The sequence below is a fragment of the Sphingobacterium sp. UBA5670 genome, assembly GCF_002420705.1.
Taxonomy (GTDB): domain Bacteria; phylum Bacteroidota; class Bacteroidia; order Sphingobacteriales; family Sphingobacteriaceae; genus Sphingobacterium.
Genome location: NZ_DIIM01000016.1, coordinates 196,968 through 212,449, shown reverse-complemented (window position 1 = coordinate 212,449; position 15,482 = coordinate 196,968). Strand labels below are relative to the sequence as shown.

10 protein-coding genes are annotated in these 15,482 nt (G+C 36.7%); 1 reads left to right on the top strand and 9 read right to left on the bottom strand.

All coding sequences use genetic code 11. From position 1 onward, the window contains the following. Position 1 precedes the first annotated feature (1 nt). Entirely contained in the window at positions 2–361 is a 360-nt protein-coding gene (locus B3C94_RS13775; RefSeq protein ID WP_293904590.1) for a VOC family protein, read from the top strand. A 51-nt stretch (positions 362–412) separates the two neighbouring features. Here the strand turns inward: B3C94_RS13775 and B3C94_RS13770 are convergent, their stop codons facing one another. From B3C94_RS13770 to B3C94_RS13730, 9 genes are all read right to left on the bottom strand, one after another. Further along, positions 413–1,105 (bottom strand): energy transducer TonB, encoded by a 693-nt coding sequence (locus B3C94_RS13770; RefSeq protein WP_293904588.1) that lies wholly within the window; start codon positions 1,103–1,105, stop codon positions 413–415. A 63-nt stretch (positions 1,106–1,168) separates the two neighbouring features. Beyond that, complete coding sequence (locus B3C94_RS13765) at positions 1,169–2,029, bottom strand: DUF1735 domain-containing protein (RefSeq protein ID WP_293904586.1); 861 nt, start codon at positions 2,027–2,029, stop codon at positions 1,169–1,171. 12 nt (positions 2,030–2,041) lie between these two features. Next, positions 2,042–3,619 (bottom strand): SusD/RagB family nutrient-binding outer membrane lipoprotein, encoded by a 1,578-nt coding sequence (locus B3C94_RS13760; protein WP_293904584.1) that lies wholly within the window; start codon positions 3,617–3,619, stop codon positions 2,042–2,044. 11 nt (positions 3,620–3,630) lie between these two features. Next, positions 3,631–6,768 (bottom strand): SusC/RagA family TonB-linked outer membrane protein, encoded by a 3,138-nt coding sequence (locus B3C94_RS13755; RefSeq protein WP_293904582.1) that lies wholly within the window; start codon positions 6,766–6,768, stop codon positions 3,631–3,633. 412 nt (positions 6,769–7,180) lie between these two features. Next, complete coding sequence (locus tag B3C94_RS13750) at positions 7,181–8,203, bottom strand: energy transducer TonB (protein WP_293904580.1); 1,023 nt, start codon at positions 8,201–8,203, stop codon at positions 7,181–7,183. A gap of 889 nt (positions 8,204–9,092) precedes the next feature. After that, positions 9,093–9,410 (bottom strand): hypothetical protein, encoded by a 318-nt coding sequence (locus B3C94_RS13745; protein WP_293904578.1) that lies wholly within the window; start codon positions 9,408–9,410, stop codon positions 9,093–9,095. A gap of 197 nt (positions 9,411–9,607) precedes the next feature. Continuing rightward, positions 9,608–10,618, bottom strand: a complete 1,011-nt coding sequence (locus B3C94_RS13740; protein WP_293904576.1) for a hypothetical protein — start codon at positions 10,616–10,618, stop codon at positions 9,608–9,610. Positions 10,619–10,738: 120 nt separating this feature from the next. Next, positions 10,739–12,199: a SusD/RagB family nutrient-binding outer membrane lipoprotein gene (locus tag B3C94_RS13735; protein WP_293904574.1), complete on the bottom strand. Its 1,461-nt coding sequence runs from the start codon at positions 12,197–12,199 to the stop codon at positions 10,739–10,741. 13 nt (positions 12,200–12,212) lie between these two features. After that, positions 12,213–15,443, bottom strand: coding sequence for a SusC/RagA family TonB-linked outer membrane protein (locus B3C94_RS13730; RefSeq protein ID WP_293904572.1), 3,231 nt, complete (start codon positions 15,441–15,443; stop codon positions 12,213–12,215). Between the last annotated feature and the right edge of the window lie 39 nt (positions 15,444–15,482).

The following is a 15,482-nucleotide window of genomic DNA, read 5'->3' as shown; positions in this document are numbered from 1 at the left end:
GATGAACTACAAAAGCTTAAATCCAATATTATATACAAAAAACTTAGATCAAACTATTCAGTTCTATATTGAAAAACTCGGGTTTACATGTATTGAAAAAAACGAAGCATTGAACTGGACTTTACTGCAAAACGGAACCATTGAAATCATGTTTTCTCATCCTGTTGAAAGCATTGCTTTTGAAACCGCACAATTTACCGGTTCCTTCTATTTTAACATAGATGAGGTTGATAATTTATGGGCAGAATTAAAGGATAATGTCAGAATATGTTACGAAATAGAAACTTTCGAATGGGGAATGCGTGAGTTTGCTATTTATGATAATAATGGATATGTACTTCAGTTTGGTGAAAAGAAATAGAGGTAGCAAATACTACCTCTATTTTAGGAATTGATAAAAACACTTTACTAATTAAATATGAGATCTAAACTCTTTCAAGCTTAACTTAAATGGAACAATGACGGATGATTTCACAGCTTCACCATTTTGGGTTGCAGGTTTCCACTTACCGGCTTTGTTTAGTGCTCGCTGTGCACTTGTCAATACGCCATAACCGGGATCATTTTTCAATTTCACAGCCGTTACTTTTCCATCTTCTTTAACTACAAAATTTAATTCATACTCACCGGACAATCCTGCCTTCAGTGCTTCTGGTGGATATTGAAAATTTTTATAGAATTTTTCAATGAAAGTAGACATTCCTTCAATTGGTTCAGCTTTAATAATTTTTGCTGAATTCTCTGACTCTTTAAAGCTTAACACTTTATAAGGGAAACGCACCCAAGATGCCAATGGAGTTCCATTTCTATTTGCAGGTTCCCAGTCCCCTGACATCTTTACTGCCTTTAACAAACGGAGTCCCATTCCATTTTCAATATCTTTCGCAATATCAGCGGAATCAATTTTTCCAAATTCGTTTACACGAATATCCAAAATGATTTCTCCAGAAACATCTTTAGAGATTTCACTATCAGTCAATTTGAAAGAATGGTTTACCTGTTTGATAAAACTGTCGTATCCTATTTTGGGCTTTGCTGCATTTTCCTGTCCAAAGGAGAATACGCAACTAAGCACTCCGATTAAGCTAAAAATTATTGCTTTCATATCTTATTGTTTCAGAAAATTCACATTATCTAAAAGGGGAGATTCTCACCCCCCTTTCTAAATCTATCTTGATCCAGTATAAACAAACTTTTCTTCAAACGTTCTGGCTCCCCCATTTGATGTCCAGTTAACCGTTAATGTCTTTGTTGCTGGGTCATAAACACTGGTTGACTTGGTCGCTATTGGTAGAAGAGAAAACATTTCTACAGTAATTTTATTAGTAGCTTGATCAATTGTATAATTTACCTGATTAGAATAAGTTCCTAGCAAACCAGGATCTAGCATACATTTATTGCTTCCAATCGTTACTAATTTGACTGTTTTATTTGCATTAGGGACTAAAGCAGTAGAAGCAGATGTTGTATATTTATACACACCGTCAAAGAAGTTTTTAGCTCCTAAATTCAATATAATCTTGCCAAAATTTCCCGAAATTTCTCCAGAGGATACTGTTTTTATAGCTAAACCAACAGCATAATCAGCATCAAAAGTAAACTGATCCGGTTTCAAATTAATTGGGACAGCGACTTCTCTTTCACCCTTTTTTATTACCGCTTCAGTCGCACTTAAACTATACTGTGAAGCAGGCATCGCCTCATATTCAGTTTCATTTTCCTCATTATATTTTTCTAGTAATGAGTTGTCAACAGCTATTGTTACTTTAATATCACTTTCTGCAGTTTTAGCTCCAACACATTTCAATTTCAAATTTACTACTCCAGTAGGAGCAATATCAAATGCTAAAGAGTATAAAGGTATAGAACTCGATTCGTTAGATATTGGAACAGATACATCCCCAAATTCTATAATATTCGCAACAGCACCATCAGCATCCGGTCCTATTAAGTCTTTATCCTTTAAACAAGACGTTAGCACTAATGGAGAAGCTAACGCTAAGAAAATATATTTTATTATTTTTTTCATGTTAATCTAAATTTATTTAGCCCAAAATATTTTAGAAGAATACTTATTTATATCTGCAGGAACATTTGCTGCATTATAACTAAATTCAGTATTTGGATATAATATTCTAGTTGGTAATTTGTCTTCCGACGTTGCACGTGAAGCAATTGAGACGAAAGTCGTTCTCGCATTAGCAGTATTGTTTAAACCAACATTCTTAGGGTATCCAGTACGACGGAATTCATTCCACGCTTCATGCCCAAATAAAAAGTTTAATGCAATATATTTTTGTGTAATAATTGCTTCCAACTTCTGTTCTAGACTTGTCGCCTTTTCAAAATTTACAAGGTAGCTATCCGGGTTTTGTGACTTATAAGTTTGCAGATAGGTCGCTGCCTCAGCCGCTGTTTTTGTAGCAACATCAGCCTCATTTTTATATAAATAATTATAAGAGGCTTTAATACCATTTTCAAAATACGTATCAGCAGTAACTCCTGAAATTAAACCCTTGACCACACCCTCTGCGGCTAAAAATTGCCCTTCAGCCGCCAGCATTAAAGGTTGACCAGCAGCAGGACCTTTGATAACACCTAACCCTCTATAGTTTGTACCGCTTATCGTACCAGAGACTGGACGCATAACCCAGGCAGATGGCGCAACTCCTGTTGGAGGATTATCAACATTTCCAAGTTGATTTTTATTGGTTGATATTCCATTTGCGAAGACCAATGATGCACGTTCCGAGTCAGATATTTTAAAACCATCGTAGAAAGCCATTATATAATTGGTAGGAATAAATTGGGTTCCCCATGTTCCCACAGCGGCATTATCAGCGCCATAAGCCCAAGTATTCCACATCGGATTTTGCTTCCCCGCAATTTTGGTAAATACAGGTTGTACAATGACATCGCTTTCAATAACGCCAATATTATCTATTGTCTTATTAGCAAATGTAGCTTTACTACCAGCTCTTAACACCAACCTTAATTTCAATGTATTAGCAAATTTAGCCCACGAGGTCGTATTACCTTTGAATATAACATCTGCCGTTTTAAAATCATCACTAGCAGTAGCCGATTTAAAGAAAGCCACTGCTGCATCCAATTTTTTAGCAAGATCGACATAGATATCAGCTGCCTTGTCGTATTTCGGAGTTAGCGAAGCAGCGCCCTTTAACGCATCTGAATAAGGAACATCATTATAGGTATCCACAAGATTCGCATAATTATACACTTTCATGACCTCTGCAGCTTGTACAAAAAGGGCTTTCCCTTCGCCTGCTTTTTCTACAACATACTGAAGATCAGTCAATGTATTATATGGAGTACTCCACAAGCCAGTCATAAACCCGGTTGAAAAATCGTAGGTAATCATATCACCCCAACCAGAGACCCCGCCCGATGTAGCATAATAACCTACTAATCGTCCGCCATAGGTATTATATGTTGGAACAGAAAGCGCTGTTGCAACCATAGCTTGAGGCAAAACAAGCTCGGGTGTAGATTCAGTTGGTGAATTTGGATTATCATTGATATCCAATGCCTTTTTACAGGATGAAGCTACTAATAAAATAGACATTGCTATGGATAAATATTTTATTTTATTATTCATGAGATTCGATATTAAAAAGTTAAACTAACAGAAAAACCAACGTAACGAGACGGCGGTGTTTGGCTTAAACCTGTCAAACCAAGCGCATTTCCATTGGATGATCCGTTTCCATCAGAATATTCTGGATCGGTATAAACATTTGTCGCAGGTGTCCATAGAAATAAGTTACGACCTTGTACACTCACTCTAGCCTTCTTAATTACATTTTGACCCGCAAGAAAAGATTTAGGTAAGTTATAAGACAAGGACATTTCACGAATTTTCCAAAATGCTGCTGAAGTCACATATGTTTCATCAATATTTCGTCGTCCAGTAGCCATTGTCCAATAATCAGCTCCACCATCATAAACCGTAATATTCGTATTTTTAACATAAGATTTTGTTGCTTCATCCCAATAAGAAGAGTTTGGAATAACAAAACGCTCGCGATCGTAAGCGACGGTATTTATTCCTGATCCAGAAAAATCAAACAAATCTGCTCCATTATTAAAGATATAGTTACCTGTACGATACTCAGCACTTGTATAAAATGTTAAATCTTTATAAGATAATGACAAGTTTAAACCTAGCGTATGCGTTGGAAGCGCTGCTCCCAACACCTTCAATGTACCATCTGTAGTTGGATATCCTGTAATACGATCCACAATAATACGTCCTTCTGGATCTCTGTTATAAGTAGAACCCATGATTACAGGGAAAGCTTCGCCTTTTACTGCGTAAGAACCTGTACCACCTGCGTAAGTAGCCAAAGCCAACTGATCTAAACCTTCTGCAATTTCAACAACCTTATTCTGAATATAAGTAAAATTTCCTCCTAAAGTTAAGTCCCAATCTGCCGTACGGATTGGTGATACGCTTAGTCTCGATTCGATACCTTTACCTGTGGTTGTTCCTGCATTCAGTAAATATTTATTATAACCAGATGCCCAAGAAATATCTGTTGGAACTGTATTGTCTGTCGTTTTATTATTAAAATATGTGACATCTGCAGATACCCTATTATTCCACCATGCAGATTCAAAACCAAATTCAATAGATCGCGTCATTTCTGGCTTTAATCCAGGTTGAACTATCTGGTTACCAACGGTATGACCACCAATTCCATTATATGGATATCCGGAACCTTGGCCAAAAGTAGGTACTGTTGCATAGGCTCCAAAGTTGGATGAGCTACCCACGTTCACTTGGCCTACTTTAGATAAACTTCCTCTTAACTTCAAAAAGTTCAATGGTTGAAAGTCTTTTAATGCTTCAATTGCGTCAGTTGCAACAAAAGAAACAGTTGCTCCTGGATAGAAGAATGAACGGTTGTCTGGATCTAAAATTGAAACCCAGTCATTACGTCCTGTTAGTGTTAGAAACAAATAGTTTTTATAGGCTACATCAATTTTACCAGCCAATCCAAAAGTTCTCGCTAAATAGTCGGCCTGACCAGTAGAAGGAGGATTCAAACTATTTCCCTGATTGTAAATTCCATCTACGACCAAACCATTAACGGTAGCTGACAAGTTCGAAGATTGGTTCTGAACATACTGGAATAACGCCGTATAGTCGAATTTGAAATCTCCGTTAGTATGTGTCGCATGTGCATTAAAATCAGACACTATACTTGTTGCATAACTTGCAGCATCAGAGACGCTACCAGTAATATTAGTCCCTTTATATGCGCCGTGCAAGCCTGCTGCATAAGGTGTAAAGCTAAATTTTCCAGTTGTATATTTATAAGATTGATTAGAGGTCGTCATACCCACACGTCCCATGAAGTCTAACCATGTTAAAGGTTTGAAATTTAACTCCACATTTCCCATAAAATAATCATTTCTGATATTTTGACGATTATTTGCGGCAATGAAATAAGGGTTATTATAATAGGCATTATAATAACCATTTGGATTTGCAAAAGGATTATTTTGCCAATCTTTATAACTCGTTAGCGGGACATGACCTGGAGATTGCAAAACCGCATCATAGATATTCGCATTTGCAGAAGTTTGATCATATCTATTTTGTGCGTAATAAGAAGTATAATTGATATTTAGAATATCGTTTAATTTTCTACTTCCATTAACACGAGCAGAAGCTCTATTATATTTATCAAAAGGAACAGTACCAGTTGATTTTAAATATTGACCTGAAAAACGGAAAGAACTATTTTCATGTTTAGATGCTACAGCCAAATTCGTCATGTTTGTCACTCCAGTTTCCCAGAATTTATCCTTTCCACCATTCCAAGAATAAGGGCCAGTTTGAATTGACCCGTCTTCTAAAGGATCACCAATTTGAACTATAGATCCATCGAAAGCGGGGCCGTATTGTTGGTTTTCGTAAGGCACATAAAAGATATCATGCGCTGAATAACCGGAACCAAAACGTTTTTGAACTTCAGGCAAAAAGTTAACATTCTCAAATGTTGTTGTATTATCGATAGTTACTTCTAATCCGTTACTAGCTGCACCTCTTTTCGTTTTAATAATCAAAGCACCATTAGATGCTTGCGAACCATACAATGCTGCTGCGGAAGATCCATTTAGGACTGTAATATCTTCAACATCATCTGGATTTAAATTCCCCAACATGGAAGATGGAGAAATAACATTATCAATAACAATCAGTGCTTGGTTATTACCTGTTAATGAACGCATACCCCTTAACATTACACGGTAATTAGGATTGACACCCGAACCGACCCCCTGTACAGTTAGACCTGCAACTTTACCTGTTAAGCCTGTTACGATATTCGTTGGTTTCGCTTGTTGTAAATCCTCTGCTTTAATTGTTGTTTGTGCCGCTCCAATCGAACGGCGACTAGCAGTTAATCCCGCACCAGTTACAACGACTTCATCTAAAACAGATTCGTTGCCACTAAGTTGTATGTTATACAAACTTGAACCTTGTGCAACTGTGATCGTTTTGTCGGAATAGCCTACAGAACGAAAAACTAAAATTTTTCCAGTAGGAACATTGATTGAATAGTTACCGTTTGCATCGGTTTGTGTGGCTTGATTAGTACCTTGAATAACAATAGTAACTCCTGGCAACCCCTCGCCATTTGTACCTGTTACTCGACCACTAACCTTCTTTTCTTGGGCGAATGCTACCGAAGTGAGGATAGCACCACCCAATAAAAAACTGAGTAGTTTGTGTTTCATATGTTTATGTTTAATTAAGTATGTTTATTTAAATTCTCGGTAATTAAAATACCTTGGCTAGCAAATATTACTTTTCAATTATTATTATAAGCTGTTTTAGTTAGTCATACATTTCCCAGCTGTGAGCTGTTAAAAAATGTTAAATACAAATTTATAACTTTTTTTAACTTTTGCAATGCAAGCATAACTTTGTGATAACATTTATTTCACAATAAAACACAAACAACTGACAATCAGACTATTATTTTCACTTTTAAACGTAACAAAAGGTAATTGGGAATGACTATTCATTTAAAACTATCTTAATAACCTTAAACAATCAGCCGATGATGGAAATTGTAAGTTTTCTTAATACAGAAACAAACACAAAGACAACTACTATAACAAAATAAAAAATTTACTGAGAGTAAATTTAATGCATGATTAATTCGAAATTAAATCTCACAGGAACTTTAAAACGTACTCGCACTGGTATTCCCTTTAGGTAGGCGGGAGTCCATTTACCTAATCTTTGCATTGCCTCAATCATCATCCTTTTGATCTCTAAGTCATAATCCTCTTCGATCTCATAATCTTCAGTTGCACCAGACTTACTAATGACGAAACTGACAAGTATGGTTTTCTTTTTATATTTTTCAAAAAATTCTAAGGGAAACTGAACTCCACGCATCACCAATTCAACATCGGCCATTAAATCACCATGATATTTGGGCGCTTGCTCCATTGTCTCAGCAGAATATGTATTAATTTTTCCATCGGGCAAATAGCGCTTTCCATTTATCAATATATCTTCTTTATAAAACTCCTCATATTTTGACTGATCCCAACCAGTCCAAATTCCCTCACGCTTATCATTAACTAATTCACCTTCGATATATTGACCGTTTTTATAATCAAATCTAAAAAATCCATTTCCGTTTCGAAGAAGTATATTTCCTAACGAATCCAAATACAACAAATAATGAGGAAAATTTGCCTGAGCTTCTGTTTTATTAGGTTCATAATAAACCAGAGCTTTTAATTTTCCATTTGGGTGATAATAATATGCGGTATCAATCAAATAGGATAACTCATCATAAAGCTCCATAGATTCGACCTTTCCAGTAGGAAAATAAGACACCGTCTCGCCAAAGTACTTTAATGTTTTTCCATCATAATTTAAACTATGTCCAGAAAACTTTGGAAGATTAGTATCGGTATAAAAGGCTTGTACACGATAAAGTCTTCTAGGCTCATTTGAAACAGGATAAACTTGTCTATAATAATAAGATTTGTCTTTTGTTGTCAAGAAATCACCTTCTAAGTCAAAAAAACGAATAATTGTATCCTTAGAGGTGCCAATATGAATAAGCTGACCGCTAGGATTTATCCTTATTTTTTGTGCAAAAACTCGATTAAAACATAACGTAAATAAAAGAAAGACAAAAGCTTTCATAGTTTAAATTGGCTTTTATAAATGACACATAAATATATCATTAATACTTAATACTTAATACTTAATACTTAATACTTACATCCGATGAACCAACAAAGAACACTATCTTTACTATCCTTTCAGTTCCTATTGCCGCGCAGACAAAGTATCTCCCATCAATTATAGTATGTATACTATAGTCAGCCATACTATTGCTATGGTGGCTGAGAGATCAAACTTGTTCTTAAAGTCCAACTCTGCTATCATAGAATCGGTACACGTGTAATATCTAAAATCTTAGAAAATTCATTTTAATCATACCCAGCTGTATTAAAAGTTAAGTTAAACTTCCTTATTTCATCGCCGTACGACTTTCCTTATGATCCTCTAGGCAAAAAGGATAACGAAGAATAGATTGGACATTCAGCCGGACCCGCATACCGTAAGGGAATTCTACAACACATTGCTGACGAGAAGCTGTTCTGATCGCGGATTTACGAAACTCAAATACTTGTGCAATGCTTTAGTCGTCCATGAGTATAGCAAGGGCTTAGGAAGGGGGAAGCTAGGGCCGCACAATAGTCGAGCTTGTGTGTTGCTTGTGGGAACGTATAGTCAACCTTTAACTGGCCAATACCTACCGAATTTCTACATTTCATCGGATTTTCATCGGGTTGGCATCGAGTTTTGATCGGTATTGCCCGATGAAATCCTGATGAAAACTCGGAGCCAATAGTATAATAGGCAGAAGTTGGTCATACAAAAGTCCGAAGAAAGTAGACTTAGCATTTGCTTAATTTGTAAGCGTTTGTGCTTAAACAGTCCTGAGCAACTGCTTGAATATATAGGTTATATTGCCCCATAAAAAGACTAGTAATTTTAGCGTATTCATAATTTTGTTTGTTAGTGGTTATTCCGATAACCGACCGAAAAAATCAACGATTTTTTTGGTCAATTCCAGCTCTTTTCCAATGCGCTCTTTTGCTTCTGCTGACAGCTGAATTTCACTCAGGTCTATATGCCGATGATTGGCGATACAATAAGCGATCAGCGCACGACACAGTGCGGTTACAAAACCTTGCATTACCTCATCTTTCAGAAGGCTATTTTTTTTCACGTTACCATCACCATAAGCAATCAATAGCTCCAAAGTATTAGCAGATAAAGCCTCCAGTTCGTAGTGATTCCAGAATGCCTCAATCTCCTTTATAAGGGCATAATCGACCACTTCAGCACGGACAAAGTATCCAATTATTTAAACTATGAATACTGTAGCTATACTGTATCTATACTTCAACCATGCTACAGCTATACTGGCGACAGATCAACCCTGCTCGTAAAGTCTAATTTGTAGTTGGCAACTTATTTGCCAACTACAGAAGCAAAAATTTTCTTAGCAAACAGATTGCATCATGTGTCGGTGTATTACAATCGTATCGGAATGGTATAATTTATTGCCACAGGCTCTCCTTGCAGTCTTCCTGGCTTCCAAGCCCCAACACTTTGAATAGCAGTTGTTATTTTTTCTTTAATCTCAATAGGAATATCACCATTATATTTAAAATTACTGAGCCTACCATCTTTATTGACGACAAATGTCACGTTAATAAGACTAGACTTCAATTGAGGGATTAAATGGTCCGGTATATCGATCTTCCGATAAACTGCTTCCATAAACTGCTTCAATTTAAGAGGAAGAATCGGTGTCGATTCCTTTGTCTCAGCATCGTATGAAATCACCTCTCCATTGGCACGAAATCTTTTTCCGCTCTGAAGAACACCACCTAGATATTGCTCTTCATAACGGCTTCCCATATTAAAACCTTCCCATCGACCTTCTTTTTCATTATCTTTTAGCTCACCTTCAAAATAGGTACCATCCGAATTATCCAGTCGAAGGAATCCATTTCCGCGCTTCAATAGATAATTTCCCAAAGAATCCATGTACAGCAAGTGATATGGTTTTGTCATTCTCGAACCCGTAAACGGATTTTGTGCAGTGTCTATATGCAGCACAAGCATTTTCAGTTTCCCTGTCGGATAATAATAGTAAGAAGAATCAATAGGCACACCATCTGTATCGAATTTTTCCAGGCTTTTCAACTGTCCATTTGGATAATATACCGTCGACTCCCCAACATACTTCCAGCCGAAAACCCCAACTGTGCTATCAAGGCTATAAGCGAAAGATTTCATGGAATCAGTATCTGTATAATAGCTAACAATATTAAACAATCTACTCGAATCATCTCCAACAGGAACAATACATTGATAAGAGTGAGATGCTCGTTTTGAACCAACTGAATTTCCCGATTTATCAAAGTAATTCACTATAGTATCCTTAATAAATACTTCCCCCGTTACTTTAGAAGAAAAAGCCTCCGTAGTAGCTCCTATCAGAACAAGCACAATTAAAACTAAAATCGATCCTTTCATAAATAAAATATGGCAACGTTAATAAGGACGAAAATACAGCTTTTTCCATAATTTAATACCAAAATAAAAGCGGCAATTTCTTTCGAAATTGCCGCTCTCATAAGCATATAATCTAAGAGACTACTTAACGTCCCACCAAACAGGTGTATAAATAACAATATTACCTGGGTAATTTGTATTTGAAGTAGCTTCGCTATTTGCATAAGGCATACGCAATGGCATTCTTCCTTGGCCTAATGTTGAAGCGATGGAAGTGGTAAAGAAAGTAGGATAACCTGTTCTTCTCCATTCAGTCCATGATTCAAACCCTTGGAACCCACACATTGCAAAATATTTTTGTGTGATAATAGCTTTTACTTTAGCTTCAGCATCACCTGTGAATTTCGCGTCAGGGGCTTCAGCTATATATTTAGCAACATCACTTGCGTTTCCAGTTGCTGTAAAACTTGTTGTGATACCAGATTCAAACAATGCTTTCGCATCACCTGTTCCCCAACCTTTTACTACCGCTTCAGCTTGCAAGAATTTGCTTTCCGCAGCTGAGAATAATTTAACAGGTGCTGTTGCCGATGTCGGGTCTACAGCGCGACCACCTACAAGTGCTGAAGGAGAAGAAACTAATTTCGCTGAATTATCGTTAAAGTCACCTTGAAGAATAAATGCGATTGTATCTTGTCCGCTCAACTTATTGTAAAAAGAAAATCTTCTTGGATCGTTATTCTTAACAAATGCTTGAACTACAGTTCCACTTGCCACAACATTTTGAGTCTTACCCAATCCTACCATCTCATTATAAAATGGATTTTCGTTACCCCCAGTTGTTGTGTAAGTTATTGAAACATCTTCATCCAAGAATACGGCATTTTTCGCATAAAGAGCCTTAATACCTGCAGCTGCTTTGTTTGCATCTACATTTGAAATACGTAAATACGCTCTCAATTTCAATGTATTTGCAAATGCCTTCCATTTATCCAAATCGCCATTGAAGATCATATCTTGACTGGAGACAGGTATAGCCTGTTGGGTTGCCAACAAAGCCAATCCCTTATCAATATAGTTGAAAATAGAATCATAAACAACTTCCTGAGCCTCGTATTTTGGATTAAGATTTCCGTTTGCTTTCAATGCTTCAGACAATGGAATATCCCCAAAAGCATCAGTTGCTACTTGAAATGTATAAGCCTTCAATAAATAAGCTATACCTTTATAATTGTCATTAGCTGCCTCATTTGAATTGATGATCAATTCAGCATTATTTAACGCACTACGATACAAAATCAACCACGATCTATCCATTGCTGTATTCAGGACTTGATATCTATCGATAGAACGATATTGAGAAGATGTAGGATTTTGTGTCCAATATTGTCCCCAGATATTACCATATACCTGAAAACTGTTACCTACTACTTGACTGATTGCAGCTTCCACTGTAGGTAATAATAAACTAGGAGTCGCTGTTTCTGGATTGTTCGGATTTTCATTCACATCCAAAAATTTATTACAACCAGTCAATCCTAGTGTGCCAACTAAAGCTAAAACTAAAAGCTTCTTAGCATTTTTAAAATTTATAGTTTTCATACTTTACTTGCTCTTAAAATGAAACTTTAACATTGATACCATAATTACGTAATGAAGGTTGAGCAGTAAAGTCAAATCCTTGCGCATTACCAGCACCAGATGAATTCACCTCTGGATCAGCGTATTTGTTTTCGCTTGGCGTCCAGATAAATAGATTATTTCCAAACACTCCGATAGAAGCGGCTCCAAATGGTGTGTTTTTCAACATGTCTTTAGAGAATTTATACGTGAATGTAAGGTTACGCAATTTGATATAAGTCGCATCCACAACATTAACTCCTGCTTCCATGTTCGGATAGTAATCGATCTTATCGTATGTTGCAGTTGTATTAACAACAGAATTTCCTGATGCATCCAAATAAACTGAATTCGGGAAAATCTGACCGATACGATCACCACCTGATTCAGCAGACGTACCAACAAATCCCATGATATCTTTCGTTCTAGAATAGAATACACCTCCTTGTTTCGTATCGAATAATGCACTCATTGACCAATTTTTATAGCTCAAACTTGTACCCAAAGAAGCTTGGAAATCTGGATTATATGTACCTAAATACTCAGGCTTAGAAGAGGCTATTGGTAATCCTGTTTTCTGATCAACAATCGTACGACCTTGCGCATCGGTAGCATTGGTAACCCCATAAAACTCACCATATGGACGACCTACCGCAGCAACAATACTCATTCCAGAGAACCCACCTACTGACACTTGTTGTACACCATCCATCAACTCAACAACTTTACTGTTATTTTTTGTAAATGTTCCAAACAATTCCCATGTTAAGTTTTCTGTCTTCACAGGAGTTCCTCTCAAGGTTAATTCAACACCGTTATTCTGCACTTTACCTGCATTTACCAAGCTAAGTCCATAACCTGTTGAAAGTGGAATAGGAATACTTAAAATTTGATTTTTTGAATTGTTTTTGTAATAGGTAAAATCAGCTGACAAGCGATTGTTAAAGAAACCTAACTCTGTACCCACCTCGAAAGAAGTTGTAATTTCAGGTTTTAAGTTTAGATTTCCTATGGTATTACCTGACATTAAAGCAGATACGTTACCAAATGGAAAAGTTGTTGAACCAAAACCGCCAGCAATAGTACTTCTAGAGAACGTCGAAATCAATTGGTATGGATCTGTATCCGAACCTACTTGCGCCCAGTTAGCGCGGATTTTCGCGTAACTGAACTTACTCTTCAATTCAGGAGAGAACAATTCCGATGCAACAAATGATCCACTTACACTTGGATAGAAAAATGAATTATTTTTCTTTGGCAAAGTAGATGACCAATCGTTACGTGCTGTAGCTTGTAAATAAGCAATATTTTTATATGAAACGTTCAAATCACCATAAACACCTACTAAACGACGGTTTGACCAAGTATCTTCAATCAGATCCAAAGGACCATTCGAGTTTGCAAGATTATACCATCCCGGAACAACAAGTCCACCACTTGAATTTGTTGCAGTACTATTGGAAGTAGTTTTGCGTTGGCGGATATTATTACCAATCATGAATGAAGCATCCCAATCGTCATTAAACTTATGAGTAGCGGTTGCCATGAAATCATGGACAATTTCATTCACGTTAAATTGATCAATACGGTATTGTCCTGGATCAGTTTGAATATTTCCTTCAGAATAATTACCCGAAGTATTATCTATCGGCAAAAAGCTATATTTCGGAGATTCCGAACGTCTACGGTCGCTATAGTTATCTAATCCTATACGTTCTTGGAATGTTAACCATTCAGTTGGCTTATAATTTACATTGAAGTTCCCCATGATACGGTTCACATCATTATAATTGTTATAGTTAGCCAATACCCAATATGGGTTCATGGTATAAGCACCGTAATAACCATATACGTCATTATGAGCTACACCATTTTCATCCGTATAACCATATCCATTATAGGGATTAGACAAGTCTTTTAAACCAACAACATCAATATCTCTCGGCGTTTGTAATAAGTTGTTATAAACAGAACCACCGCCTTGACCACCACCAACATTGTTACTATTGATTCTGCTGTAGTTTACAGCAATACCTGCACTAAATTTATTTGAAAACTCCGTCGTTCCATTAAATCGAACACCGTATTTGTTGTAGTTGTCTTTTTTACCAGGATAAACGCCATTTGAATTCAAAGCATTCAATCCAAGATAAAAAGTTGATTTATCCGAACCACCAGAAAAGCTTAAATTGTTATCAGAGGCAATACCTAGGTCAAAAAAATCACGTACATTATCCTTCACAGCAGAATATGCTTTTTTCTGACGTACACCATTTACAGCTTGTCCCCATTCCTGAACTTCGCCGGTGAACGGTGCTCCCCAAGACCAGTTTTCTTTCGGGTCATTTGTATAAATCAAATCCCCTGCTTTGTTATAACCCGATGCGCCTTGTCCATATTGATTTTGAAATTCAGGTAATTTCAAAATTGATGACAATGTATTCGTCGAGCTAAAAGTGATTTCATTTTTTGCTCCTTTTTTACCGCTCTTTGTTGTAATAATCAATGCACCATTGGATGCTCTTGAACCATACAATGCAGCAGCAGCAGGGCCTTTCAATACAGTTACGGAAGCAATATCATCGGGATTGATATCATTACCGCGGTTACCAAAATCCACACTTGATAAATCACTGGCTCCCCCCATTTTACTTGTATTATCAATCGGTGTACCATCAACAACGATCAATGCTTGGTTATTTCCTGAAATAGAAGAACCACCACGTAAGACAACACGAGAAGAACTACCCGGAGAATTTGATGTAGAAGTAATATTAACACCCGCTACCTTACCAGCTAAGGAGTTGATCGCACTCGAATTACGGCCTTCAGTCAATTCATCACTCTTAATCGTCGGAGCAGAATATCCCAAAGAACGTTTCTCTCTTTTAATTGCATTTGCAGTGACAACCACCTCTTCCAAAGCATTGTCATGATTTACTAAAGAGACATTGAATACTGAACTATTGTTATTAACAATAATGGTTTTATCATCAAAACCAACTGAACGGAATACCACAACTTTGCCTGCAGGAACATTCAATGAATAATTACCATCAGTATCAGTCTGAGTAGCCTGATTAGTACCTTGTACAACCACTGTCACCCCTGGTATTGCTTTACCGTCAGCAGATGTAACACGACCACTAATCTTTTTTTCTTGAGCGAATGCAACCGAAGTCAGAATCATACCGCCAACAAGAAAACTTAGTAATGTTTGTTTCATGTTTTAGTTAGTTAATTTTATTATTTTTCTAATCCTATA